This is a genomic window from Symmachiella macrocystis (assembly GCF_007860075.1).
Taxonomy (GTDB): Bacteria; Planctomycetota; Planctomycetia; order Planctomycetales; family Planctomycetaceae; genus Symmachiella; species Symmachiella macrocystis.
Window position 1 is genome coordinate 4011864 of sequence record NZ_SJPP01000001.1, and the last position, 26878, is coordinate 4038741.

Sequence of the window (26878 nt, forward strand, 5' to 3'; positions counted from 1 at the left end):
GTCTATTCAATCTCGGCGAGCGCTTCCTGGACGGCACTGACGTGCCCGTTGACCTTCACGCGCCGCCAGACACGGGCGATTTTTCCCTGTTTGTCGATCAGAAACGTCGATCGCAAGATGCCCATCGACTTTTTGCCGTACATGTTCTTCTCGACCCACACGCCATATTTTTCGGCGATTTCGTGCTTTTCGTCCGCTATGAGTGGAAAGGGAAGCTCGAATTTGTCGGTGAATTTTTCGTGGGATTCGACCGAATCGGTGCTGACGCCGAGAATGACCACGTCGGATGCATCGAATTCGACTGATGCGTCGCGGAAGTCACACGCCTCTGTCGTGCAGCCGGGAGTGTTGTCTCGGGGATAAAAATATAGCACAACATGCTTCTCTCCCTTGAATTGGCTGAGCCGAATTTTTTTTCCGCCTGGAGAGGCTGCCGCATGAAATGCCGGTGCTCGATCTCCCACATTCAAACCGTTTGCTGCCGCCATTTCTCCGTCTCCCATATTGATGTAAGTAAAGTCTCAGTAATGGGTATCGTAGACACACCTCGGATCGTGTCAACCGATGGCGTTGACTCGGCCCGGAATCGATTGGAGCGGCGCGCCCTCCATAGGCTGCCAATTCTAGGACAACAATTTGCGAGTTGACACTGTTTACTGGAAGCACAAATAAGCCAATGTGAATATGTGACCCTTGACCGGACACTTTCGGAAGAGCATAATTAGCCCGCTTCAATAGACTGACCCGGCCCCGAGATTTTGGTGCTAATATGAAAAAACCGGAGATGATGGAGTTTAAAACCTTGCTGACGGCAATGCGCGCCCGTCTGCGGGGAGATGTTCGCCAATTGACCAGCGAAGCGCTCGGATCCGGGCGCGAAGATATGGGAAATGGTTCCAAAAGCCCGACGCATATGGCGGAGCTTGGCAGCGATACCTTTGAACAGGACTTTGCGCTCTCCTTGGTCGAAAATGACCAGGAAACGCTCAAAGCCATCGATGTCGCGCTGCAGCGGATTGACGAGGGGACATATGGCACTTGCGAAAAATGCCAGGAAGATGGTAAAACCCCCGCCCGATCGATTATCCGCAAAACCCGCCTGCGAGCGATTCCGTTCGCGCGGAATTGCATTGACTGTGAAAGCAAACTCGAGCAGTTCCACTAAATGAATACCGTGCCCACTAACAGACACGTCTGGTTTTGGTTGATAGTCGTCTGTGGTACGGCTTGGGATTTAATCTCTAAGTGGTGGGTATTCAGGGACTTAGGCTACCCAAACGGGCAGAGCCAGCCCTGGCTGCAATATGACGGCAAAAACGTCTTCTATCTGCACACGACGTTCAATCAAGGCGCGCTGTGGGGCATGGGGCAAGGTTTGGGATGGCTGTTTGCCATCGTGGGCCTCGTGGCGATTCTGGGCATTTGCTATTGGCTCTTTGTGCGGGGAGCAGCCAGCAGTCTCTGGCTGACGATCACGCTTGCATTTGTGATGGTCGGAACGCTGGGAAATCTCTACGACCGGCTATATTTGCACGGCTGCGTCGATCGCGCAACGGGAGAACCGCTGCATGGCGTGCGGGATTTCTTGCAGATGAATTTGCCATTGGCAAGTTTCACGCCGCTCAACGATCTGCACTGGGCGACTTATAATTTTGCCGACGTGTTTCTGGTCGCCGGCGCAATCATGCTGTTCTTGCAATCGTTCACGGCGCCTGTGACTTCCAATGAAGCAGAAAAGTCATCCCCCAAGCAGACCACCGTCACAGCCTAACGGCTCGACGGCGGTGCTTATGCGGACGATGTTCTCTTCCCGCAGCGCTAAACCGGCAGTGCAGACGGATCTTGCTTGGTAAACCAGGCCCTCCGTCCGTCGTGGCAACTGCTCACAACGAAGTCGGCTATTAAGACTCATTGCTGCCCAATTCCGAACTATTCTTCAGCATAGGGGCTGGCCGATGGGGCTTTGAAGCCGCACAGCCAGATTCCAAACTCGTACAGGACCATGAGTGGGATCATCATCAACATCATGCTCGTGGGATCGGCCGGTGTGAGCAACATCGACAATACGGCGATCACCAAGACGGAGATACGCCGTTTTTCACGATAGTCGTCAGCCGAAAAAATCGAGATCCGCTCCATAAACAGCATGACCAGCGGCAATTGAAAGCTGATGCCGAACATCAACGGCAAGGTCACAGCGAAGCTGATCCACTCCGACATGCGAATCTGAGGCAGCAGTCCCAGCCACAAGTTGAAGCTCAGCAGGAACTCCAAAACGACCGGGATGACCAAGAAAAAGCAAAAGGCGGCCCCGCCTAGGAATAATCCTAAACTCATCGGCAGAAACCGATAGACCCATTTGCGTTCGTGAGGATATAAACCGGCGGCGACGAACAACCAAAGTTGAAAGAAGACCCACGGACTGGAAAGGACCAGTCCGGAAATCATGGCGACTTTGACGTAGGTAAAGAACGCTTCCTGGACGTTGATAGTGATCGGTTTGAGTTGCTGGTCGTTGTCGACAATTTTTGGCAAACCGGAGATCGACGCTGCCAATTGAATCATCACTGATTTAGCGTCATCGCTCGGGGCTGGGTAATGCTCGGGATCGGATTTGTGCAGTCCCCGCTGCAACTCGAGCGCGTCGACGTTGATAGAGACCACCTGTGCATCGTCGGTTTCCACTTGTTGGGTGGGAGACGCCGTAGGTTCCTCGGTCTCCTCTCCGAAGTAGGCCTTGGTGGTTTCCCAGAAAGACTTGCTGGGGGCGTCCTCGACCGGTTGACCGTAATCCGCAAGTGCCTGATCAATTGGGGCACGGACCATGTCGATGATCGGTTTGCTGTAGGCTAACGAGGCGATGACGCCGATCACCAGGCCGATGAGGGCCTTCCAGAGGTGCGTGCGGAGCGCCTCCAGGTGTTCGCCGAAACTCATTGTGCTTTCGTCAAAGAGATCTTTGGACATTACTCACCTCTGAGGGTGTTGTGTTAGCTCCCGGCAGTCTGCGCGAACTGGGGTGTTAGCGCGGAACCAGTGCCGAGGGTAAACGGGAACGAGGGAAGCGCCGGCAACGATTGCCGCGGACACCGCACCGCATGCCACCGAATAAAATTCGGTCAGGCATTTCCGTCGGGTGGGAATAGGTTGGGTGTCCGCTCGTTCGGCCCACGAGTCACGCGGGATCGCTGAGCGGGAGATAAACCGCCATCCATTTTACGGGCGGAATCAAAAACTTCAACTGTACGCCACTCGCCGGTGGATGGACCTTCGGGCAGCGAGTTGCATCACATCAGGCTTAAGACAAATCCGATTGCCAGATAAAAGCCACCGATGAATTGAATCGCAACGGGCCATTTGGCGTCGTTGAAGTTCATTGCCAAGTAGGCAAATTCACCAAATGGTACCCACAAGACGATCACACCCCAGATGACACTGTCGTTGAAGGAAGCGATCAAGATCATGATCCGTCCCGTCAGCGCCACAAGGAGTCCGGCCATCAAGATCCCCGACCCGATACCACTCAGCACCGAGGTTTCTGTAGATACCAATCCAAAAATTAGTCCAAAGACGGCACCGAATACGAAGGCCAACCCCGCGCCAATAGCAACCCCCTTGGCGCTCGGGCCTTCCTGCATTGATTCGATATCGTCCAGCCGCGTTCCCTTGGGAACGTATTTCTGCTCTTCGACCCTGGTTATTAATTCCAGAGTTGATTTGTTGTAATAAACGAAGAGGCCGGTGGCCCGCATGAGAATGAGGGCACCGAAACCCAGTAACAAATGCGAGGCAGCCGCGGCACCGCCGATGATACCGTAGAATGTCGTGGGGGATGCAATGAATTCCCCCTGCATCAAAGCGGTGACTTCGGCGTGGTAAACTCCCCCGGCAATGGCCAACGGAGAGAAACAGACTGCCAGGACCGTTAGCAGCATCAAGACCCACCAGGCGGAATGTCCAATGTGCTGGAATGTGACCTGAAACAGAATCGGTGAAAGCCAAGCTTTCCAGGTTATTGGCATGGCCATATGCCCCAAGGCTGTGGGGACCACCGCCAATGTGAGGAGGACGGTCATTGCCAATCCTCCCCAATAAGCTCGGACATCTAACAACAAGAGTGGAGCAGCGAAGACCACGGCCGGCGTAAAAAATGCGATCGCCCACAAACACCACTTAAATCCGAGAGCGATGTTGAGAAAAATATCAAAATTGATTCGGTCCAACGATTTTTTTTTCGCCGCAGTAGCCACGATGACTTTCATCGTCAGGCTCCACAACCATCCGGGATAGACCATGCCAGCTATGATGCTAAACGCGACCCAAAACATTTTGGGTGGCGTCCGTTCGCAGAAGTCCACCATGAACAAGCAACCGGCGAGCAAAAATGAAAACAGGATCCAATACACGAACGTGCGTCCGGCGAGACCCTTGTAACGCTTCATGAATTTCCACGATTCGACCCACGCAGCCCGGTAATACAAGGCTGGGTCGGGAGCACCACTGCGGCGGCGCGCTGACTCTTTTTCGGCGATCTGGCCGGTGATCAAGTCGACTCCGCATTCCGTGCAGTTAATATCTTCGATGGCGGCTGCCGCACCGCAAGCTGGACAGATCCGCGCGTGCGCATCTTCCGCTTCTCGGAGATTCAGGTTCAACAAGTCGTCCGCGCTGTCCGGGGCGGTCTGCCGTACGCGGCGTTTTTTGGTCGCGGCGGGAATTTTAACCTTGGTCTCGCACTTCGGGCAACGGACCGCCTTCCCCCGCGCCGCATCGGGCACGTTGAGAACCTTTTCACAACCTGGACATCGTACTTTCAGTGGCATCGACTCACCGCACTCTGAATTATTTCAAGTCGTTTCAAAACTCTCTGAAGCGTCCCACTGGCACTGATCGAAGCGTCCCACTGGCACTGATCTGAAAGTTTCAAGAACAAGCGCAACCGGGTTTTGAAACTATTTCTAGTAAAAGCGGATCCGCATTAAGGATGCCGCTTCATCCTGAACAGCTACTCATAATAAGCATCGTGCCCCACAACTCGCCAATCACCAGTCTACCAGATTCAGGAACTCTACGGTGCTCAAAAAAACGGATATTTCACCCCAAGTGCGGGGAGAGGTGCTTCAATCCCCCTCCTTGATCCAATCTTCGTCGAATGCCGCATGCTTCATGGTTTTGCCGTCAGCGACAGAATAGGTGTAAATCGCGTGAATTGTGTCATCAGCAGCCTGAGTGATCGCCGGATAATGGTAGCGTCCCATTTCGTGCTGTTCCAGGTGTCGTGTCCAGCGCCAGGTGCGGCCTTCGTCTTCAGAAAGCGAGACGGCCAAGCTATTGCGGTCGCGGGTTGAATCATTGTAGATCATGACCCAATGGCCGTTTTTGAGGCGGACGGTATCCAGGCCGGATCCCGGATTGGGGAGTGCGGAATTTTTCACCGGACCCCAGGTCAGGCCGTCGTCGGTGGATTCCGAGATTCTGATGTTTTCTTGAAATCCGTTCTCGCGCATATAGGCGACGACTGTGCCGTCATCGCGCTGCAAAACGGCCGGTTGAATATTGCCGTAATCGATAATCGGCCCGCTGGCATACCAGGTTTTTCCATCGTCATCGCTGACCGCCATGATCGAGATGGAATAGGTGTCGGTATACAGCGGCATCAAAATCCGTCCGCTTTTGAGCACGGTGGGTTTACAACGGGGCATCCATCCCAGCCGCTGGTACATTTTTTCGCCGGCGGTGTCCTTGGCCAACTGCAGGAATCCCAATTGTTTTTTGGAGAGGGGTTGCTTGTTGCCCAAGTGGTTGTTGACGTGATCCAGGAACTCGTCTTTGAAGTCCTGCGGCTTGAGATAGATTTGGTCTTTCCAATCCCAACGCGGAGCTCCTTCTCCTTGATAGTCGGTTGAGGTCATGTAATTGGTCACGGCTGATTCCCAGGTGTTGGCCAAAATCGTGGGCCAGAACAGCCATAGCTTTTTGTCTTTGTCGATCATCATCGCCGTATTGCAGTCGGGGAAGCCAGGCGTATCGGCCATCAAAAATTCGGGGCTCCATTTGGTTTCCCCTTTTCGCAAGCGAGCGCCCAAGACGCGGACGTCGTCGGCGCTGCGTTCTCCCGATCCGCGATACCACGAAGCCAGAAGGTCGCCATTGGGGCATTCCACAATCGCCGGGGCGTGGTTGTGTTCGGCGTTGAGCGGAAACACGAACTCCGCCGCAAATTTGGTTTCAGCGCGAACAACGGCGGTTAGTCCACAAATGATGACAAAAAATAAACTGATCGTTTTCGACATTACCAAAACCTCTCTCGCAGTAGGTCATTAGGTGTATGATGATAAAAACTCGGCGGCTACTTCCCCGTTCTCGTTTCGCAAATTCAGCAGTTAGCGCCGCTGAGGTGGCAGAATGGGGGCCAGTTCTAAACCGACCGAACGGGTGATTGCGCCGCCGGCGGCGCCGGGGCCGGTCCGTTCTTCGTAGCCGCCGTCGCGGAAATCATAGCTGGGGATCATGTATCCAAGTTCAGCATTGGCCAACCCGACGATCAGCCGCAGCTTGCCCGGCATTTGGGACATGATTTCTAAGCCCAGGTCGGGTAAGAGTTCACCCGGGATGGTGATGAACTGCGCATCGCCGATCCAGACCAAATTCATCTCGCTGCGGATGCGATGTTGTGCAAAATCTGCTTTGGGGGCGGCTTTTTCCAGGTACTGTATGATCGCCTCGGCAGTGACAGGATACTCCACAGGACGGCGATGCAGCCAGATGTCGTAGGTCTCGCTGGGGACTGCGTTTTCAGCGGCAGCGACAACAAACTTGGCCAGCGCGTGCCCCATTTCCTCAGCGGCGGCTTGTGTGCGAAGTCGCGTGTCGGGAGTTAGCATGCCACCTAGCGCCCCATTCAGAAACACGGTTTGGCCGCCGAGTTTGCGGGTCACATCGTTGCAGAGCGTGCCCACAAAATCGGGCGAAAGCCCTCGCGTATCGCGGAGCCGGATGACTTCGGGATGACAGGCGAGATGGATGAGATTGGCGATTGGCTTTCCGTCTTTGCCAATGGCTTGCACGATGGAAACCGTGGGATCGACTACGCCGGGGTCGCGGCCGTTGCGGATCAAATCGACCACACGTCCTCCGGCCAGCGGCATTTCCGCCGAGCCGATTTTCAGTTCCGCAACGGGAGACAGATTCTTCGCCGCTTGCATAACAGCTTGTTCGGATTGTGCCAAAATCTGTTGGACGTACTCGGCCGGGTAGTAGCCGTAAAATCCAATCGTGTCGACGTTGGCGTGCGTGTGGGACATGGCGACCACGACATTGGGAAAGCCTTTTTCGCGCAGCCGTTCGCGAACCGTGTCGACGTCCCACATGCCCATGCCGAAGACATCCAACCCAATGAAAACGACGCGCTCCTCGCCGCGTTGGAAAATGACCGCGCGAGCGAAAAGGTCTTCGGCTAGGTGTGTGGGCTTTTGGTCATTGTCCGGCGCAATGTCGTCGAATTTTTGGGGAGCGATAGAAACCTGCGACGCACCTACGAGAAAATCAGCCGGTGGAGTTGTGGCTTGAGGTGGATCGATTTCAGCGCGGCGCAGATCGACATGGACGTTGGGATAACCTTCTGGAATACGGCGGGGGTGCGGCGCGAAGTACAAGACGCCTGTGGTATTGCCTGCTGCATCACAGATGAACCGCAGCCCCTGTTGGGTGTAGTCCAAATACGATTGGGTTTGGAAGGTGATTTCCGCTTCCGGTTTGCCGAATTTTTCGACGATCCGCTGACGGGTGGGATAGCGGGAATCGGGGGAGGCGGAGGTGACGAGCGCCAATTTGTTGTTTTGGAAATAGAAGCGGTCATTCAATTCTGGCTGGCCCGCAACCGGATACCGCAGGTCGGTTTTGCTAGGCGTTTCCAGGGGGGAGGGCCCCAGTTGGGCGAGCACGTCGCTAAGGGTGGCATTGCCGGGCACCAGGCCTTGATAGGCATTGGCCGCGGTCGGAGCGGCGGCCCAGGATTGATGCCAAAGTATGGTTCCCAAAATCGCCATGACGGCCAGCGCGCAAGTGGTGGCCCGCAAGCGATTGTTTCTGCGGGATCGTGACCTATTAGTCGTAGAAGAGGCTGCGCAGACCGCGGATGAGCAACTTCTCCCAGATTTTGGATCCTGGTTGCGGATTTTCATGAACTATCTCCCTCTGGCCAGCGTTGAAACAAGCGACGCAGCGCGGGATTGAGCATACACAATTTGAGCCAGCAATGCGACGACCCGCGCGTCGCAGAGGGGTACGGTGAACTGGGAAAACGATGCCCCACTATTCGGACAAGGCACCGGTCGATATGATCCTTTCAATCATCCAAAACTCTACAGATGCGCTGGTGTGCCCGCCCGAAGTGAATATGGCTCCACTGGAAATTTTGTACTCAGACAATCATTGTCTCGCCGTTGCCAAACCGGCCAAATTGTTGACGGCCGGTGATCGGACCGGTGACGATACGCTGTTGGAACGCTCCAAGGAATACGTCAAACAGAAGTACGCCAAGCCGGGCAATGTTTATTTGGGAATCGTGCAACGGTTGGATCGGCCGACGTCGGGCGTTGTGCTTTTCGCGCGGACAAGCAAGGCGGCAGCGCGGCTGACGAAGCAGTTTCGCGACCGTACGATTGAGAAGACCTATTTGGCAATCGTCGAGGGGAATTCCGGTCCCGGCGATGCGGAACTGGTGGACTGGCTGAAGAAGGACGAAGCACGGAATATTGTGAGCGTCGCCGAACCGGGAACAGCGGGGGCCAAGGAGTCGCGATTGCGGTATCGCGTGTTGAAGTGCAGTGGTGGACGGAGGTTGCTGGAAGTTCGACCGCTCACGGGGCGAAGCCATCAAATTCGAGTACAATTATCATCCCGAAAGATGCCGATCGTTGGTGACCGTAAATACGGCGCACGCGTGGGACTGGGAGGCAAGATTGCCTTGCATGCTGCTTCGCTGACCTTTGAACATCCGACACGCCGCGAGATGATGACCATCACGGCGGAGTTGCCTGATTATTTCAACGAATTGTTGGATGCGGGCGGCGCCTAATCAAGAAACCAAATCAATGTTGCAATCACTACAAGACATTTTGAGCAGGCAATGGTGGGACTACGATCCGAGTTCCAGTTTGCATGTCGTCTATCATTGGTTCAACGTGGCCGAAGGGGCGCTGTGGTGCTTTCTGGGTGTGATCGTCGCACGGAGGTTTCTGTTGAATCAACGGTCACTGTGGGAAGTGGCCTATGCAGTGGCATTTTTTCTGTTCGGCATCAGCGATTTTGTCGAAGCTCAAGGGCTTTATACGTGGTTGATTGTTTATAAGGCCCTGAACTTGGTGCTTTTGATATTGCTGCGGGGGCATGTTTTGAAACGGCATTATCCGGATTCGCATTGGATCTAGCTCTACTGCAAAGCATTCAGCATTCGGTCGTCTCTATTGGGAGCGCATAAAAAATGCACGGCCGGATGCGATATCCGAACGTGCATGGTTTGTTGGGTGCATGAATCGTGCGCGGAGAGCCGTTTGCTTATCGGCTGACCGTTGATGGATCGGCGGCAGCTTCGGTGGCATCCGTGCTGGTCTTTTCAGCTTCAGGCAGGCTGTCGACGACGTGCAGGTTTTCTGTTTGAGTTCGTTCGAAGTCCTCCAAGGTTCTCAGCAAAATGCGGCGGCGTTCGTCCGATTTGGCAATGATCGCATTGCGGATTTCTTCGTATTCCTCGAGCGTGGTCAGCAAGCCAACGACATCCTCACGGGGACGTTTGTCGGCTTCGGTGACATCCCCTTGTGGACCTTCGATTTCGGCGATCCGGTGCGCGTGACGCTCTTCTGCGATCGACAGTAACTGGTGTTGTTCTTCGAGGTCTGCGAGTTTCGAGGCCAGCAACTCGTTATGCGTGTTGAGTTGCAATTCGAGTCCGTTGAATCGGGCGAAATAACTTGAGGGAATCATCGCCCGCAGCCGCCATTTTTGTGACGCATCCCAGCTATCGCTTTCCCCGTCTTGGGGCGTCCAGTTGGGGGCCAGCATGGCGCGGTTGGGCTCTAAGGCGGTCACGCGAAATTCGCCCACGAATTCCATCTGCCCATTTTCGCCGGGCTGAAAACAATGTACGAGGTTTTGCGTGCCGGCTTCGCCATCGCCGACTGTGGCATTCAAACCATTTTCCGAGCCGATGTCGATGGTAACCGAATTATCCTGACGAACTTCAACAGCGACGTCGTTCCAATACGGTGCCCAGCGCAACTTCTCGTGCGTCAATTCGCGAAGCGTGGTGCGGGTTTTCAACCGTAGGTCGGTCAGCTCCGCCGCGTTTTTTTCGATCTTGGCTTCTAAGTCGACCTTTTGCTTGATATATCCGGCGCGGGCCGTGTAGACCTTGGCGGTGAACCACATCGCCGTTGGAATACAAACAACCACAGCGAACCACAGACAAACTTTACCAAAGGTGTGCATCAGAGATTCCTCGATGTCACGAAGGCATGCTGCCATTCCGCAGGACGATTACGGAAACGACCGAGCCTTGTGAGTGTCATGAGTGCGTTTTGGAAGGGACGCCTTGTGCGCAGTCCTCTCCTTAAATACGAGAACCGCGACCGAAAATTTCCCAGTTTGTCCATCATAAAGGTCCCCGGCGCGGCCGGTCAAGCAGAAACCCGGCCCTACGGGAATTGAGCCGGAGTTTGCCGCAGGGACCGGATTAACAGGTCCCGACGGTAAATCCGGACCTAATCGGCGGCGAGTTTAGGTCCAGCATACGTATAGAGGGTCAGTTGCCGGGGGCGGCTTTTAGTCTATCGGGGGGATCGGGCGGGGAACGTGAATGCACACGCTCGATCCCTTGGCGAATCCAGCGATTGTGATCGGTGCGATTCATACGTTTCAGAGATTGCCGCACATTCGCGACGTCCGGAAAGTACACACTGATCGCGTAAGTCGTTATAATCGTTAGCAATGGGACCAATTGGCCGGCTGATTGCGGGCGTTAGAAAAAGAGGGGATTGGCCCAAGCTGTTAGGCCAGAACGATATTTTCACACTTCACAATCGACGGAGCGACCATGCCTGTTGCACAAGTCCAACGCAAGGATCTCAAACCGGACGAAGTGCTGTGCAGCTACTGCACTGCTAAATGCTGCCGGTATTTCGCATTGCCGATCGACAAACCCAAAACCTGGGAGGATTTCGACGGCATTCGCTGGTACATGACGCACGGACGGATTTCGATCTTTGTGGATGAAGGGACGTGGTATTTGATGGTCCACGCAGACTGTAAATACCTGCGTGACGATCATATGTGCGGCATTTACGAAGACCGTCCGGCGATCTGCCGTTCGTACACGACCGACGATTGCGAATACGACAATGACTCGGTCTACGACAAGTTCTTCGAATCCCCCGAGCAGATTTGGGAATACGCCGAAGCCGTGCTGCCGCCACGGAAGAAGAAGAAACCGTATTCGCCCACTATGACCGTCGAACTTCCGCTGCTAAGTGGTGTCTGATTGTTGTGCGGTGTCTGAACATCGCACAGCTGCGTACCTTGGATCATATTTTTGCCTCCGGCTTCGCCGGACGTTTTTTTACAGCCTGGAAATATCCCGCATACCCGTGAAACAACAACTCATTCAACCTCGAGTCCTGAAGGGGTTTCGCGACTACCTTCCGGAGGCGATGATTCCTCGCGAAGCACTGATGCAGACGGCTCGCGAGGTTTATCGCAGTTACGGCTTCAGCCCGATCGATACACCCGCTCTGGAATATGCGGAGATTTTGCTGGGCAAAGGGGGAGACGAGTCGGACAAGCAGGTGTTCCGGTTTCAGGATCAAGGCAAACGGGACGTGGCGATGCGGTTCGATTTGACCGTCCCCTTCGCACGCTTTACATCGCAGCACCTCAATGATATTGGGACGCCGTTTAAGCGGTACCACATTGGGACGGTTTGGCGGGGCGAAAACCCGCAAAAGGGACGTTACCGCGAATTCATGCAGTGCGACTTCGACACGATCGGCACCGCCGCCAACATTGCGGATATTGAAACGTTGCTGGTGATTCACGATTTGTTGTGTGCGATCGGGTTTGAAAAATTCACGATTCGCGTGAACAACCGGTTGGTGCTCAATGGATTGCTGGAAAAACTCGACCTGGCCGAGCAATCAGTCGGTGTGCTTCGCGCGTTGGATAAGTTGCAAAAAATCGGTGCGGATGGAGTCGCCAGCGAATTGACCGAAAAGGTCGGTCTCTCCCATGATCAGGCACAACAAGTCCTCAAGCTGGTCACGACCGAAGGGGACACGGAAACGGTGATGTCCGAAATGTCCACCTTGCTGGCCGGCAATGAACGGGGCGAACTGGGCGTGCACAACCTGCACGAGTTGTTTCGTTGCGCCGCACGGGCGGGTATTCCGGCTGAACGTATCGCACTGGATGTCACCATCGCCCGGGGGCTGGACTATTACACCGGGACGATTTACGAAACGTTTCTGGGCGACCTGCCGGGGATCGGAAGTATTTGTTCCGGCGGACGCTACGACAATCTGACCGGACTGTTCAGCAAACAGGCATTGCCGGGAGTCGGGGCGAGCTTGGGACTAGACCGGTTGTTGGCGGCGATGGAAGAATTGAAAATGTTGCCCGGCATCTCAACGCCGGCGCCAGTGTTGGTAATTTTGTTCGATGCGGAAAAGAGCGGCGAGTATTTGCGAATCGGCCGTGAGTTGCGAGCTGCCGGAATTTCCACCGAGGTGTACGTCGATCCCAAAGGGGTTGGCAAGCAAATGAAATATGCCAATCGCAAAGGGTTTCAACTGGCGATCATTGCCGGCGGTGACGAATTCGCTGCCGGGACGTGGCAAGTTAAGAACCTACACAGCGGCGAGCAACAGACGATTCCCGAAGCAGAATTGATCGCACATGTGACGAGCCTGTTATCGTCGGGTGGCGAATCCGGAGACTGAAGTAAAGGGGAGGGTGAGCGATGGCGTGGGGAGATTTCACAAAACAAGCTGCGGCCTATCGACTGTCCCGACCATCGTATCCGGTCGAGTTGCTCGAAGAGATTTTGAACGAGGCCGATCTCGTGGTCGGTGATCGCGTGGTGGACCTTGGCGCGGGAACCGGAATCTTTTCGCAGTTGTTGCTCGACCAGGGCTTGGAAGTCACGGCAATCGAGCCGAACGCCGAAATGCGGAAATACGGCGAAGAAACCTGCCAAGTCACGTGGCTGGATGCGACGTTTGAACAGACCGGTCTGCCGGATGCGTCACAAAAATGGTGCTTTGCCGCTCAGGCGTTCCATTGGGCGGACGTACCCCAAAGTTTGGCCGAAATCCGCAGAATCCTGGGGCCGGGCGGCGGATTGACCGTGTTGTGGAACGAGCGCAATAACGGTCAAAGTGAGATCCTCAGTTGGGTGCAGGAGGCGCTCAGTCGGCATGTGCCGGAATTTGATCACGATTATCGCACGCGGGACTGGGCTGAGGAGTTGGTCTCCACGGGCGATTTCTCAATGGTCACGCCACTGAGCGTGCCTCACACGGTGCGGATGCCTAAAGCACGATTTTTAGAGTTGTGGCGGAGCAACAATCAATTGACCACCATCGCAGGCCCAGAGCGATTGGCGGCATTTTTTGCGGATCTGGAAGACCATCTCAAAACGATCGGCGCGGAAGAGATTGACGTGCCTTATCTCTGTAAAGCATGGACGGCGACGTGAGTTTGGTCACCAGGTTGAACGGTTTTTGAGACGGCCGGGCAAGGTCAAGACCGGTAAATTGCCCAGTTTGTGAGAACCGCGCGGCTGCCATTGACCTGGATCGTGATTTCGCAGATAGTTGCCGCTCCTCAAAACTGCCCGGCGCGGCCGGTTTGTGATCAAAAACAACGCGACGACGTGCGGGCAACAGCCTAACAACAGCGTCGCTCGATAACGACGGCAGGCGGGAGCTTGCCCTACGTTTCACCGAACTATTCACTGTTAATTGCACGCGACTGAGATACACCTTATCGATGGCTAAGCAGCAGAAAATTGACCGTTTTGAACGTGATCGCCTGGTTAAGCTCGAGAAAATCGAGTCACTTGGAATCGATCCGTGGGGACAACGGTTCGATGACCACCAGCCGATCGAAAAAATCCGCAGCATGGCGCCTGCGGAGTCGGGCGTGACTGGCGAACGGGTGCGGATCGCCGGACGGCTGATGTCGCGGAACAACAAGGGCAAACTCAAGTTCTATTTTCTGCAAGATTGGTCCGGCAAGGTCCAACTGATGGTCTCCCGGGCGGATGTCTCGGAGGAACAGTGGGAATTGATCGGCGCGCTGGATATTGGCGACTTGATCGGCGTGGACGGCACGCTGCGGTTGACGAATACCGGCGAAGTGACCGTCTTCGTGGAGACGATCACCTTCTTGACCAAGTCGTTGTCGCAACCGCCGGAAAAACATTCAGGCGTCAAAGACATTGAGATCTTGCTGCGACAGCGGTACCTCGATTTGATTTACAACGAGGGCGTCCTGCAGCGGATGCTCAAGCGGACGGAAATCATTGCCTCGATGCGTCAAACGTTGGCGGGCGAGGGATTTGTCGAAGTCGAAACCCCTGTGTTGCACGCCATTGCCGGCGGTGCGGCGGCGAAGCCGTTTATTACACATCACAATGCGCTGGACATTGACCTGTACTTACGAATCGCTTTGGAATTGCACCTGAAGCGGTTGATGGTCGGTGGTGTCGAGCGGGTTTTTGAAATCGGCCGCGTGTTTCGCAACGAAGGGATCGATGCGACACACAATCCGGAATTCACGATGACGGAGATTTATCAGGCGTACGGCAACTACGAATCGATGATGGATCTCACGGAAAAAATTGTCGTCGATGCTGTGAAAAAAATCTCCGACGAAATGGTGCTGCCTTGGGGCGAAGAGACGATCGACTTCACCCCGCCGTGGCCGCGCAAGACCTATGCCGACTTGTTCGCTGAACATGCCGGTTGCGATATGCATGACAGCGCCGCAGTCGCTGAAGTTGCCGCCACACACCACATCGAAACAGCCGACAAACACCCGGATGTGATCGTCAACGACGTCTTCGAGGCGACGGTTGAGGATCATCTGCAAGGACCGGTCTTCGTGATCGACTACCCGGCTTCGATTTGTCCGCTGACCAAACGTAAACAAGACAATCCCGCAATCGCCGAACGTTTCGAGTTATTCATCAAAGGGATGGAGTTGGCGAACGCGTATACAGAATTGAATGACCCCCGCTTGCAGGAGGAATTGTTCCTCACGCAATTGGAGGGGCAAACGGAAGAGGATTCGATGGCGAAGATGGATCATGAATTCATCAAAGCCTTGAAAGTCGGCATGCCGCCGGCAGGCGGATTGGGAATCGGCATCGACCGTTTGGTGATGCTGCTGACCGATAGTCGCAGTATTCGGGATGTGATCTACTTCCCGTTGTTGCGACCGGAAGGTGCTGAGGAATAAGGGATTTTAAGCATCCGTTAGTGTACAACATTTTTGAGTGGCCAGTGGCCAGTGGTCAGTGGCTAGAGAAATAAACAGTGATTTTTGTGGCTGCTGCGGTTGGTTTTTTAGGGAACGTTTTGAGTCTGATTCCTTAAACTTAACGGTGGGAGACCTTCGGTCGGGTTTGGTGCGGGGTCGGGAGACCCGCGCACAACTATTGGCGGAATTTAAGATTGAATACGAGGGGACGGGATGTCTTCTCATCACATGGCCAAAGGACTGGCGAGAACATGTACAAGTATCTTCTCTGCACGCGCTATTTGCGGACTCGGTATATTGCGTTGACCTGTATTGTCAGTGTCACGTTGGGCGTGGCGACGATGATTGTCGTCAACAGCGTGATGAGCGGGTTTAGCAGCCAAATGAAGGAACGGATTCGCGGCATTTTGGCCGACGTGGTTCTGGAAACGGGCAGCGCCGATGGCGAACAGGACCCAGACCGGATCATGGCCCGTATCCGCCATGCGGCGGGCGAGCATATCGAGGCGATGAGCCCCACCGTCGAGGTGTACGGCATGCTCAGCTTTCGCTCATTCGGGCAATATATCACCAAACCGGTGACGATCATCGGCATCGAACCCGAATCCAAAGCGAAGATGGGAACGCTGACCGATCATCTGTACAACTTCATGCCCCAACGGGATGAAGAAGGAAACCGGATCGGTCCGCCCCGATACGTAGCGAACGTGCCGGCTTCATTTGACTTGCACCCCGACGATCAAGAATACCGCACAGCGCAAAAAGAAAGCGAAATGCGGATGCGGGAACATAGTCGGATGATGAATGAATTGGAACCGGTCGAATCGCCGGTGGACAACGCGGGAGCAATTGATGCCGGTGACCTGTTCACAGGCTCTGAAATCATCGGCGCCGACGACGAAATGTTTGAAGAAGAGTCTGAGGATTTGACGTCCCCACTCGAAGGTCGGGTCTATATCGGTTCGGAACTGGTGACATACAAATACGAAGACCAAGCGACCGGCAAGATCAAGACGCTGCCGATGGTTCGCGTTGGTGATGACGTGCAACTGAGCACCGTCGGTTCTGGGCGGCCTCCCGAGGCGATCCACTTCTCGGCCACCGTGGTTGATTATTTCAAATGCGGCATGAGCGAGTATGACAACAGCCTGATCTTCTGCAATTTGGATTACCTGCAAAAACAACGCGTCATGATTGATCCGCAAACCGGCTTGACTTCGGTGACGTCGGTGCAGATCAAATTAAAAGAATCGGCCGACCCGGCTGTCGTTGTGGGCTTGTTGCGAGGAGAATTCGAGCCGGGACGGTTCGCCGTGCATACCTGGGAGCAAAAACAAGGTCCGCTGTTGGCTGCGGTTGAAGTCGAATCGGCGATCCTGAACGTGTTGCTCTTTCTGATCATCGCAGTCGCCGGCTTTGGCATTTTGGCGATCTTCTTTATGATCGTCGTGGAGAAAACACGCGACATTGGAATTTTGAAATCCTTGGGAGCCAGCTCCAGCGGCGTGATGTCGATTTTCCTCGCCTACGGATTCGGCTTGGGTATCGTTGGTTCCGGTGCGGGCGTGGGCATGGGATTGCTGATTGTCTGGAAAATCAATTGGATTGAAGAACAGATAACGTGGCTGACCGGGAAAGAAGTGTTTGACGAACGGATTTACTATTTCCCGGAAATCCCCACCAACATCGAGCCGTGGATGGTGTTTTGGGTCGCGGTCGGTGCCATCGCCATCGCCGTGTTGTCCAGCATCTTGCCGGCACGACGCGCGTCGCGACTGCATCCGGTGGCGTCGCTACGGTATGAATGAACGTTAGGATCTGGGGCCAGACTTCGTTTGTCCTCAGCCACCCCTTATCAGTTGAGTATTGATTCGCACAATAAGACCGGCCGGTCAAATCGGCCTTTCGAAAGTCCGTAGCCTCAAAACAATTCCGCAGGAAACAACTCCTCATGGAAACGGCAGAGATCATTAAAATGCCTCAGCGTCATATCGCGGCGATCGCCGTGGAAAAGGCTTACCGCAAGGGTGACCACAAGATTCCGGTATTACACGGCGTGAACATCGACGTGAATCGCGGAGAGTTTGTCTCCATCGTGGGCCAATCGGGCTCCGGGAAAAGCACGTTGCTGCACCTGCTGGGGTTGTTGGATGCTCCCAGCGTGGGGGAAATTCACCTCGACAGCCAACGTATCGATGACCTATCGGCCAAAAGCCGCGACGAACTCCGCAACCGGGTGTTCGGATTCATCTTTCAGTTTTATCACCTGCTGCCCGAATTGAGCGTGATTGAAAACGTGCTCTCGCCGCTGATGATTCGGCATTCGCTGCTGGGCTATTTGCGACGGAAAAAGCAATTTCAAAACGAGGCCCGCGAGTTACTGGATCGCGTCGGTTTGTCACATCGGTTAACGCACCGGCCTTCGGAACTCTCGGGTGGAGAAATGCAGCGTGCGGCCATCGCCCGGGCCTTGATCGGCAAACCGGAGGTTCTCCTAGCGGACGAACCGACCGGGAATTTGGACGCAACCACCGGTGGCGAGATTATGGACTTGCTGCGGGCGCTGAACGAACAGGAAGGCCTGACGATCGTGATGGTGACTCACGACAACGTGATCGCCGAACAGGCCGGACGTACGGTCCGCCTACGGGAAGGTCGATTGGAAAAGCTGGCAGAGGCTGCTTAGAGCGTATTTCGACGCAAAAAAGCGGCACCTAGCAGGTTTGCTGGGTGGTGTTGAAATCGGAATCTGAGACTCCCTCGCGAAATCTGCATGCCCCGTTAACAATTTGATGATTTGTCACAAGAGACCGGTGCCTATGATTGGTACCGGTCTCTCTGTTTATGTAGACTACGGGGCAATGACGAACCAGGTTGCGTGCCGGTTTGTCTCTACTTCAAGCAATTCATTCCCCCCCCTTTTAATTTGCGGTACCGAGATGTCATTGAAGGTTTATATCGCCGGCGAACTTGTCGACAAGGCCGATGCTAAAGTGAGCGTTTTTGACCACGGGTTTCTCTATGGCGATGGCGTGTTCGAAGGGATCCGCGTTTATAATGGCCGCGTGTTCCTAATGGATGAACACATTGAGCGGCTGTATGAGAGCGCGCTGGCGATCCGCCTGGAGATTCCGCTTTCGCCGGCCGAAATGGCTGAAGCGGTGAACAAGACGGTCGCCGCCAACGGAATTACCGAAGGGTATGTGCGACTGGTGATCTCGCGGGGAGCCGGGACGCTAGGGTTGGACATTCGCCGCACCAGCGATCCCCAGGTGATTATTATCGCCGATACGATTTCACTGTATCCGCCAGAGATGTACCGCGACGGACTGAAAGTGATTACCGCTAGCACGATCCGCAATCACGCCGGCGCGCTGAGTCCGCGGATCAAGTCGCTCAACTATCTCAACAATATCCTGGCCAAAATTGAAGCCACCGACACCGGTTGTATCGAAGCACTGATGCTCAATGCGCAAGGCGAAGTGGCGGAATGTACCGGGGATAATATCTTCATCGTCAAAGATGGCATCCTCAAAACACCGCCGCCCGAAGCGGGGATTTTGGAAGGCATTACCCGGGGAGCCGTGATGGGCTTGGCCAGACAGGCCGGCTTGACGGTCCGGGAAGTCGCCATGGTCCGCCACGACATCTACATCGCCGACGAATGTTTTCTAACTGGCACAGCGGCTGAGGTGATTCCGGTCGTCGACCTGGACGGCCGCAAGATTGGCGCAGGAACTCCCGGACCGGTGACGAATGACCTGCTGGAGCGGTTTCAAACGCTGAAAACGGGCGGGTGATTCGAAATTGAAAAAACCTGCATTTTCCGGTGAAGGTTCGCTGGTCAATCCGGTTATGGGTAAACCCTCACCCCGGCCCTCTCCCAGAGGGAGAGGGAGCAAGATTTGTTGGGGGTTCGCTCCTCTCAGGGAGAGCAAGAATCGTAGAGTGCGTCGCGACGCACCTTTCTATGTAGTACGATTGGCGTTCCTAACCAGCCTCGCGACAGGCAAACACTACACAAACACAGCTCTATCAACCACACCGAAATTAGGGTCACATGGGTCACGGGCAGATGACAGTTGATAAGTCCGGTGGACGCGTGCGGCGCATGTTTGGCGAGATATCGCCGCGCTATGATTTCCTGAATCATTTCCTCTCCGGCGGTACGGATATTTATTGGCGCTGGCGGGCCGTGCGGATGGCGCCGCCGGTGGGCGATGCGCCGATTTTGGATGTCTGCACGGGAACGGGGGACTTGGCGTTTAGCTACGAGAAACGGGCGCAAGGGGCCGCTGTGATTGGCAGCGACTTCACGCACGAGATGCTGGTGCTGGCGAATAAAAAACGAGAAGCGGCCAGCGGATCGCGGATTGAATTTCTGGAAGCTGACGCGCAGCGATTGCCGTTTGCCGACGACAGTTTTCAAATCGTCTCAGTCGCATTCGGCTTGCGCAACGTCGCCGACACCATGCAGGGCTTGCAGGAGATGACGCGCGTCTGCCAGCCGGGCGGCAAGGTGGTGGTGTTGGAGTTTTCTATGCCGGAAAACCGCTTGTTCCGCAGTTGTTATCGCTGGTATTTCCGCCACATTTTGCCGCGGATTGGGCAATTATTGGCCCGCAACAGCCAGTTTGCCTACAATTATTTACCACAGTCGGTCAGTGAATTCGCCCAAGGCGAAACGCTGGCGACCATGATGAAACAAGCCGGCCTCGCGAGCGTGATTTACAAACCGTTGACGTTTGGAATTGCTACGCTGTATGTGGGGACTAAGTAGGACGAAATCCAAAGTACAGATTTTATAGTTCGTGCTGCGATTTGGTCGTTTGATTTCTAATTCCTCCACGCGAGTCTTCTAGCTATGTCCCCCATCGTGATTGCCCTCACCGGAGCCAGCGGGTCGATTTATGCGCTGCGGTTGTTGGATGTTTTGCTTGATGCGGGGTGCGCGTTACATGTAGTGGTCAGTCCGGCAGCTGCGCTGGTGATGCGGGATGAGTTGGATCCGCAACTGGACACCGATCAATTTCGTATCGAAACGATGTTGCCCTCTGCTCAGCAGGATGGGGAAGGGAGTAGTCGGTTTCAATTCCCAGCCTTGGATGTATCGCACGCGGGGCGTGGGACGTTGCGTGTGTATCATCATCAGGACTTTCACGCGGGGTTTGCCAGTGGGTCGTTCTTGACCTCCGGGATGGTGATTTGCCCCTGTTCGATGGGAACGTTGGCGGCGATTGCCAGCGGGCAGTCGTCGAACTTAATACACCGCGCTGCTGATGTGCATCTTAAGGAACGCCGCAAGTTGATTGTTGTGCCGCGGGAGACGCCGTTGGGGGTGATCCAACTGGAGAACATGGCCCGGTTGGCCAGTGCGGGGGGCGTAATTTTGCCGGCGATGCCTGGTTTTTATCACGCACCGACTTCGATGGCGGACCTGGTCGATTTTGTGGTGGCGCGGATCTGCGACCAGTTGGGCGTGCAGCACACGTTGCTGGGGCGTTGGGGCGAAGCAGACGCGGGTGCGGGGAAGATTGAGCGCTGATGGCGCGACCGGAATACGCTCCTCGGCGGAAGAGGAGGGCTATCCGCAGCGGCTCTGGAATTAAGGAGCGGCTTTTTTCTTGGTCGCTTTCTTTTTCTTTGTGGTTTTCTTTTTCGCCGCTTTCTTTTTGGTGGCCTTCTTCTTCGCCGCTTTTTTCTTAGTGGCTTTCTTCTTTTTCTTCTTCGTGCCGCCCCCCTTGGCCGCCTTTTCGGCGATCATGTCGAGTGCTCGCTCCAGCGTGACCGAATCGGGTTCGGTTTCTTTGGGGAGTGTGGCGTTGATTTTTCCGTGCTTGACGTAAGGTCCATAGCGACCTTCGAACACGGCGACCATTTCGCCATCTTCGGGGTGCGGACCGAGTTCTTTCAGCGGTGTTGCCGCTCCTCGCACCTTTTTATTTTTAATCAGGTCAACGGCATCTTCCAGGCCGATGGTGAGCACATCTTTTTCTTTGGGGATCGAGGCGTACACCTTATTGTGCAGGACATACGGTCCAAATCGTCCAATGCCCGCTTTGACGACCTTGTCGGTTTCCGGATGCTGCCCGACGGTTCGCGGTAGGCTGAGTAAGTCCATCGCGAGCGTGAGGGTGACGTTTTCCGGTTCGACGTTTTTGGGCAGCGAGACCCGTTTGGGTTTGGGGCCGTCCTCGGTGACTTCGCCGAGTTGCATGTAGTAGCCGAACGGCCCGTGCAATACGAAAATCGGCAGTCCCTCGTCGGGGTGCATGCCGATCGGGGTGGGCCCTTCGATTTTTTGCTTGATCAGTTTCTCCGCCATTTCATTGGTAATGTCGGCGGGAGAAATTTCGGCAGGCAATGAGGCGGTTAGATTTTCGCCATCTTCCTGCTCCTTCTGCAAATAGGGTCCATAACGACCGACGCGGACTTTCGATTCGATGCCTTCCAGGTCCAGTGTGCAAATGTCGCGGGGATCGATCTTTTCTTCGTTGGTCTTAACCTGCGAATCCAAGCCTTCCTCGCCGCCGTAAAATCCTTTGAGATACGGGAGCGATTCGATTTCCCCATTGGAGATGTCGTCGAGCGTTTGTTCCATCTTGGCGGTGAAGGCGTAGTCGACCAGATTGGGGAAGTATTGTTCCAGCAATTTGGTGACGGCCATCGCCGTGAAGGTGGGAACCAATTGGCTGCCCTGTTTGCGCACGTAACCCCGGTCTTGAATGGTGCCGATGATCGACGCATAGGTACTCGGCCGGCCGATACCGTCTGCTTCCAGCGCCCGCACAAGTGTCGCTTCGGTGAAGCGCGCCGGCGGTTTGGTTTCGTGGCCGATCGGTTCGAGTTCGCCGCAGCGGAGTTTGTCCGCCTCTTTCATCTGCGGCAGGCTGCTTTCCTGATCGTCGAGCGCGGCTTCGGGATCGTCAGTCCCTTCGACATAAGCGCGGAAGAAGCCGGGAAATTCGACGTGGCGGCCGGTGGCGCGAAACTCAGCGTCATCGGCTGCGATGGTCACGGTTTGGAACCGCAAACGGGCTTCGGCCATTTGTGTGGCAGCGGTCCGTTTCCAAATCAGGCCGTACAAGCGTCCCTCGCCGCCGGAAAGCCCCAATTCTTCTGCCGTTTTCATCTCCGTCCCAGCGGGGCGGATGGCTTCGTGAGCCTCTTGGGCGTTTTTGCTTTTGGAGGTAAATTGACGTGGGCCGTCGCTTAGGTACTCGTGTCCGTAACGGGTATCGACGCAATTTCGTGCCGCATCGATCGCTTCGGTCGAAAGATTGACCGAGTCGGTCCGCATGTAAGTAATGTGGCCTGCTTCATACAACCGCTGGGCCGTCTGCATCGTCTGCCGGGCGGTCATGTTTAGTTTGCGGTTGGCTTCTTGTTGCAGCGTACTGGTGGTAAAGGGGGGATACGGTTTGCGGACCTGTTGCCGCTCTTCGATATTGGCGACGTTCCAGTCGGTTTTGAGCAACCGGTCCTTGAGTTCGAGCGACTCCTTTTCATTGAGCAACAAGACATCGACGTCGAGCTTGAGTTTTCCGGTCGCCTCGTCAAAATCCTTACCTGCGGCGATTCTTTTACCGCCTAGAGTCCACAATTGGGCGTCGAATTGCCCCTCGGGCGATGTGTTCAGCGTGGCCTTGAGATCCCAGTAGGTTCCGCTATGGAAGGCAATGCGTTCCAGTTCCCGCCGCACGAGGACCCGGACGGCGACTGATTGGACGCGGCCGGCGGAGAGTTTGGGGGCGACTTTTTTCCACAACAGCGGGCTGAGACGATATCCGTAGAGGCGATCGAGCACCCGGCGGGTTTCTTGGGCAGAAACCAGATCGGTGTCCATTTCGCGGGGGTTGTCGATGGCGGCTTGGATGGCCGATTTGGTGATTTCGGAAAACACCATCCGTTTGACGGGGACCTTGGGTTTGAGCAACTCGACGAGATGCCATCCGATGCTTTCCCCTTCGCGGTCTTCGTCCGTCGCGATGATCAGCTCTTGGGCGTTTTTGAGGGCGTCCTTGAGTTCCTTGACGACTTTTTTCTTCTCTTTGGGGATGATGTACAGCGGTTCAAACTCGGAATCGACATTCACTCCCAGTGTGGACCAGGGTTCTTTCTTGACAGCGGCCGGAATCTCCGCAGCGCCGGCAGGCAGATCGCGGACGTGCCCCATGCTGGCTAGGACGATGTAGTCCGAGCCGAGGTAGCCGCTGATCTTGCGGGCCTTTGCCGGTGATTCCACAATCACCAGTCCTTTGACTTTCTTTTTGGCCACCGCCGTGATTCCTTCCCCAAATCCAGTGTTGGACTTGCCTTATAGTTGTTCGCAGCTAAAATGCGCGGCTGTTTCGCTCCCAAGGCCGGCCAAAAAGTTTGGGCGGATCGAGGAGACGAAAAACGAGCGTCGTTCGGAAGATGACATTGGGCAATGGCTGGCTTGCCCTCGGGTTGACCGGCCATCCATAAACAAATCTTCCACACGCTGTCAAGGTCGTCTGAAAAATCAGGCGGCAAAAATATCGAACAAGAAATCCACGGAATCAGTCGCACACATCGGCAAAAACAATCGTTCCCCGCAGCAGGTCTCCAGTCCGGCGGCGCGTGTTTCGAACGTCTGCCAGCGCGAATTCGACTTATCAGGAAATTAGCATGAAATCACCGTTTGCCCTAATTCGCAAGTACCAAAAAACGCTAATGGTGGCGTTGACGCTATTGGCGGTTTTCGCATTTGTCATCGCGGATTCGTTGTCGCGTTCGATGCAAGGCCCGAACTTGCAGGACAAGGTCGTTGTTAAAACGTCGGCCGGTGATTTAAATAAAAGCGACATCGATGCATTGGTGCGGCAACGGCAATTGGCCAACCGGTTTATTCAACGGGCCGCGACCGTGTGTGAAGTCGATTTCCGCCAGATTCAACAGATGTTCTTCCGTCACGGCCCTGGCGACGACATCCAAAAAGACGTGCTGTTTGGGTATTTGCTGACACAGAAAGCGGATGAAATCGGCATCGCTGTGGCCGACAGCACCGTGCAGGACTTTATCCGCCAAGTCACAGGTGACAAACTGAGCACCAATGATTTTCGCGACATTGTCAGCGAAATGCATGTCAGCCAGAACGATATTTTCAACGCGCTTCGTGGCGAATTGCGATCTCGGACCGCGCGAGAGTTGTTGTCACCACGGGCCCCGTTGGCGCCGGAGCAATACTGGGACATCTACAAAAAACTGCAAGTTGCCCAGGTGATGGAAATCTCGCCGGTGATTGTCGAGGACTTTGTGAAAGATGTCCCCGAGCATTCTGATGCCGATCTCCAAAAATGGTTCGACACCTACAAAGATGATTTTGCGGTAACGAGCCGCGAAGATTTCTCTCCCGGCTTTAAGCAGCCCCGCAAAGTGGAGCTGCAATACCTGACCCTGCGATTCGCCGACGTGCGTAAGCAAGTCGAAGAGTCAAAGTCTGTGACGGATGAGGACATCGTCGCCTACTACGAGGCGAACAAGGACATTCAGTACGTCATCGATCCCACACCGACGCTGGACGGAGACAATCCGTTCGGTCCTGATGGGGAAGGACCGACACTCGACGCGCCGGAGGCCCCCAAAACGGACAAACCTGCAACCGACGAACCGGCAACCGAAGAGCCTAAAGTAGAGGAACCAAAGGCCGAAAAGTCGGAGAAACCGGCCGAGGGGCCTGCGTTGAAGACCGACGATGCGGAGCCTCCCGCTGCTAAGGAAGCGACTCCCCCCGCAGCTGACGATGCGGCTCCCGAAGAAACGAAACCCGAAGAGCCGACAGCCGAAGAACCGGCAACTGAGGAGAACAGCGATGATCAATCGTCGCTGCTCCCCAGCAGTGGAGTCGGCAGCTCGCTAAGCAGGTTGGTGACATTGACTGCATTCGCGCAAGACGCGTCGGACGAACCTGCTGCCCAAGAGCCAGCCGCCGACGAGCCTGCTGCGGACGAGCCCGCTGCTGAGGCGACTCCTGAGGAGCAACCTGCAGCGAAGGACGATGAACCCAAGCAGGCTGAGCCGGCTCAAGAACCCGCAGCTGAAACAACAGAACCCAAATTGCCCGCACCGGCAGATGAACCAGCAAAAACGGAATCTGCCGAGAGCGACCCCGCCCCGGAAGGGACGGACAAGCCGGAAACGAAGCCGGAATTAGAATATCGGGAACTGGACGAAGACTTGAAGGACGAGATCCGCACGGAGTTGGAAAATGAGCGGACGCGGGCGGAATTGAATCGTCTGGCCAAACAGATCTTGGAACAGATGAACGATCTTGTCGACTTGCACTTGCCGAATACGGACCCTGAAGAATCGTTCGACGATGACGATTTCGAAAACCGGAAGACGCGCGAGGAACTTCAGGCTGAAACGGAAAAAAATGCTGCGGCGGAAGCACCCAAAGCTGCTGAAAGTTTGAAAAAACTGGGCGAGAAATTCAAGGCCGCGTATGCGTCGACCGGTCTCGTCTCGGCGCAGCAACTCTTTGAAATGGGCCGTAATGAGGATGGCGAAGCGTCGACCGAAGATTCGATTAGTGATAGCCGCCAAGCGGGTGGCGTGGCTCTTCCCGGTCAACCGCGAACGTCGACCATTCAATTGGCATTCAGTTCGCAACTTTTGTACGGCCCCTACGACGTCGAAGGGATGATTAACAGCGACCGCTTTTTGTTCTGGAAAGTCCAGGACCGCGTCGACCACGTCCCGGCTTCACTGGCGGATGTGCGTGACGAGGTGTTGAAATCTTGGAAACTGGCCAAAGCCCGTGAATTGGCAGAAGCACATGCCAAGAGCTTGGTCGAATCGGTTGGAAATAAAGAACTCGCCAAGGCACTTCCTGAAGGAACACCTGTCGGCGAGACAACATCGTTTACGTGGCTCTATCAACCGGAAAACGTCAACCCCAGTCCCATGGCCCGTCGGCCTCCGCCAACGATTTCGGAGGTCTCATTTGGCGGGCCGATTGCCGACCAGACACGGGTGACTGTCGCTGATGAGACGTTCATGAAGACCGTTTTCGATGAACTCGGAGTGTTCGATGTCGGAGTGGCGTCCAGCGGAGATCTCTCGGCGTATTACGTCGTACGGATCAAACAGCGAGATTTGGCTGATCCCGACATCGATGGCAGCCAGTTCATGCGAGAGAACAAGTTCACTCATCCGGCACTGCGGGCGTTTATGTCCACACCGTATGACGAGCTTGCGGTCCACGCCCAACAAGTTGTGCTCTACGAGTGGAGCGAGGATTTGAAAAAATCGTTTGACGTTGAGTGGGTGAACAATTCGGCGAAGAACGGCAGCGACGGTTGATCGAGAGTGTTCCGCC

Annotated in this window: 21 protein-coding genes; 14 read left to right on the forward strand and 7 right to left on the reverse strand. The window is 55.1% G+C overall.

Annotated features, from left to right (window positions below; translation table 11 throughout):
• Nucleotides 1-2 precede the first annotated feature (2 nt).
• Complete coding sequence (gene bcp / locus CA54_RS15570; protein WP_146371753.1) at nt 3-488, reverse strand: thioredoxin-dependent thiol peroxidase; 486 nt, start codon at nt 486-488, stop codon at nt 3-5.
• Nucleotides 489-784: 296 nt separating this feature from the next.
• On the opposite strand from bcp, the gene CA54_RS15575 reads away from it, so the two are divergent.
• Together CA54_RS15575 and CA54_RS15580 are read left to right on the forward strand one after the other, a co-directional pair.
• A complete protein-coding gene (locus CA54_RS15575; protein WP_197532487.1) occupies nt 785-1165 on the forward strand; it encodes a TraR/DksA family transcriptional regulator in 381 nt (126 codons plus the stop codon).
• A gap of 9 nt (nt 1166-1174) precedes the next feature.
• A complete protein-coding gene (locus CA54_RS15580; RefSeq protein WP_197532488.1) occupies nt 1175-1771 on the forward strand; it encodes a signal peptidase II in 597 nt (198 codons plus the stop codon).
• A gap of 158 nt (nt 1772-1929) precedes the next feature.
• Here CA54_RS15580 and tatC read toward each other — a convergent pair whose 3' ends face one another.
• From tatC to CA54_RS15600, 4 genes are all read right to left on the reverse strand, one after another.
• Complete coding sequence (gene tatC, locus CA54_RS15585) at nt 1930-2967, reverse strand: twin-arginine translocase subunit TatC (RefSeq protein ID WP_146371756.1); 1038 nt, start codon at nt 2965-2967, stop codon at nt 1930-1932.
• A gap of 320 nt (nt 2968-3287) precedes the next feature.
• Complete coding sequence (locus CA54_RS15590) at nt 3288-4823, reverse strand: hypothetical protein (RefSeq protein WP_146371757.1); 1536 nt, start codon at nt 4821-4823, stop codon at nt 3288-3290.
• Nucleotides 4824-5120: 297 nt separating this feature from the next.
• A complete protein-coding gene (locus CA54_RS15595; RefSeq protein ID WP_146371758.1) occupies nt 5121-6293 on the reverse strand; it encodes a sialidase family protein in 1173 nt (390 codons plus the stop codon).
• Nucleotides 6294-6383: 90 nt separating this feature from the next.
• The gene (locus CA54_RS15600; protein ID WP_146371759.1) at nt 6384-8078 is read right to left on the reverse strand and encodes a hypothetical protein; all 1695 of its coding nucleotides are present in this window, start codon (nt 8076-8078) and stop codon (nt 6384-6386) included.
• Between the two features lie 227 nt (nt 8079-8305).
• On the opposite strand from CA54_RS15600, the gene CA54_RS15605 reads away from it, so the two are divergent.
• A complete protein-coding gene (locus tag CA54_RS15605; RefSeq protein ID WP_231963079.1) occupies nt 8306-9079 on the forward strand; it encodes an RluA family pseudouridine synthase in 774 nt (257 codons plus the stop codon).
• Nucleotides 9080-9095: 16 nt separating this feature from the next.
• Nucleotides 9096-9431, forward strand: a complete 336-nt coding sequence (locus CA54_RS15610) for a hypothetical protein (protein WP_146371760.1) — start codon at nt 9096-9098, stop codon at nt 9429-9431.
• Between the two features lie 127 nt (nt 9432-9558).
• Here the strand turns inward: CA54_RS15610 and CA54_RS15615 are convergent, their stop codons facing one another.
• Nucleotides 9559-10488 (reverse strand): hypothetical protein, encoded by a 930-nt coding sequence (locus tag CA54_RS15615; RefSeq protein ID WP_146371761.1) that lies wholly within the window; start codon nt 10486-10488, stop codon nt 9559-9561.
• Nucleotides 10489-11092: 604 nt separating this feature from the next.
• Here CA54_RS15615 and CA54_RS15620 point away from each other — a divergent pair.
• The 9 genes from CA54_RS15620 (at nt 11093) to CA54_RS15660 (ending at nt 21079) form a co-directional block, all read left to right on the forward strand.
• Nucleotides 11093-11536: a YkgJ family cysteine cluster protein gene (locus CA54_RS15620; protein WP_145378776.1), complete on the forward strand. Its 444-nt coding sequence runs from the start codon at nt 11093-11095 to the stop codon at nt 11534-11536.
• Nucleotides 11537-11642: 106 nt separating this feature from the next.
• A complete protein-coding gene (gene hisS, locus CA54_RS15625; protein WP_231963080.1) occupies nt 11643-12989 on the forward strand; it encodes a histidine--tRNA ligase in 1347 nt (448 codons plus the stop codon).
• Between the two features lie 20 nt (nt 12990-13009).
• Complete coding sequence (locus tag CA54_RS15630) at nt 13010-13747, forward strand: class I SAM-dependent methyltransferase (protein ID WP_146371762.1); 738 nt, start codon at nt 13010-13012, stop codon at nt 13745-13747.
• Between the two features lie 293 nt (nt 13748-14040).
• Nucleotides 14041-15513, forward strand: coding sequence for a lysine--tRNA ligase (gene lysS / locus CA54_RS15635; RefSeq protein WP_146371763.1), 1473 nt, complete (start codon nt 14041-14043; stop codon nt 15511-15513).
• Between the two features lie 272 nt (nt 15514-15785).
• The gene (locus CA54_RS15640) at nt 15786-17342 is read left to right on the forward strand and encodes an ABC transporter permease (RefSeq protein WP_146371764.1); all 1557 of its coding nucleotides are present in this window, start codon (nt 15786-15788) and stop codon (nt 17340-17342) included.
• Between the two features lie 143 nt (nt 17343-17485).
• Nucleotides 17486-18220 carry an ABC transporter ATP-binding protein gene (locus CA54_RS15645; protein WP_231963081.1) on the forward strand — a complete coding sequence of 245 codons (735 nt, stop codon included), beginning with the start codon at nt 17486-17488 and terminating at the stop codon, nt 18218-18220.
• 253 nt (nt 18221-18473) lie between these two features.
• Nucleotides 18474-19334, forward strand: a complete 861-nt coding sequence (gene ilvE, locus CA54_RS15650; RefSeq protein ID WP_146371765.1) for a branched-chain-amino-acid transaminase — start codon at nt 18474-18476, stop codon at nt 19332-19334.
• A gap of 275 nt (nt 19335-19609) precedes the next feature.
• Nucleotides 19610-20314, forward strand: coding sequence for a bifunctional demethylmenaquinone methyltransferase/2-methoxy-6-polyprenyl-1,4-benzoquinol methylase UbiE (ubiE, locus tag CA54_RS15655; RefSeq protein ID WP_146371766.1), 705 nt, complete (start codon nt 19610-19612; stop codon nt 20312-20314).
• 84 nt (nt 20315-20398) lie between these two features.
• Complete coding sequence (locus tag CA54_RS15660; protein ID WP_146371767.1) at nt 20399-21079, forward strand: UbiX family flavin prenyltransferase; 681 nt, start codon at nt 20399-20401, stop codon at nt 21077-21079.
• Nucleotides 21080-21139: 60 nt separating this feature from the next.
• On the opposite strand, the gene topA is transcribed toward CA54_RS15660, so the two are convergent.
• The gene (gene topA / locus CA54_RS15665; protein ID WP_146371768.1) at nt 21140-23812 is read right to left on the reverse strand and encodes a type I DNA topoisomerase; all 2673 of its coding nucleotides are present in this window, start codon (nt 23810-23812) and stop codon (nt 21140-21142) included.
• 374 nt (nt 23813-24186) lie between these two features.
• Here topA and CA54_RS15670 point away from each other — a divergent pair, with 374 nt between their 5' ends.
• Nucleotides 24187-26862 (forward strand): hypothetical protein, encoded by a 2676-nt coding sequence (locus CA54_RS15670; RefSeq protein WP_146371769.1) that lies wholly within the window; start codon nt 24187-24189, stop codon nt 26860-26862.
• Nucleotides 26863-26878 lie beyond the last annotated feature (16 nt).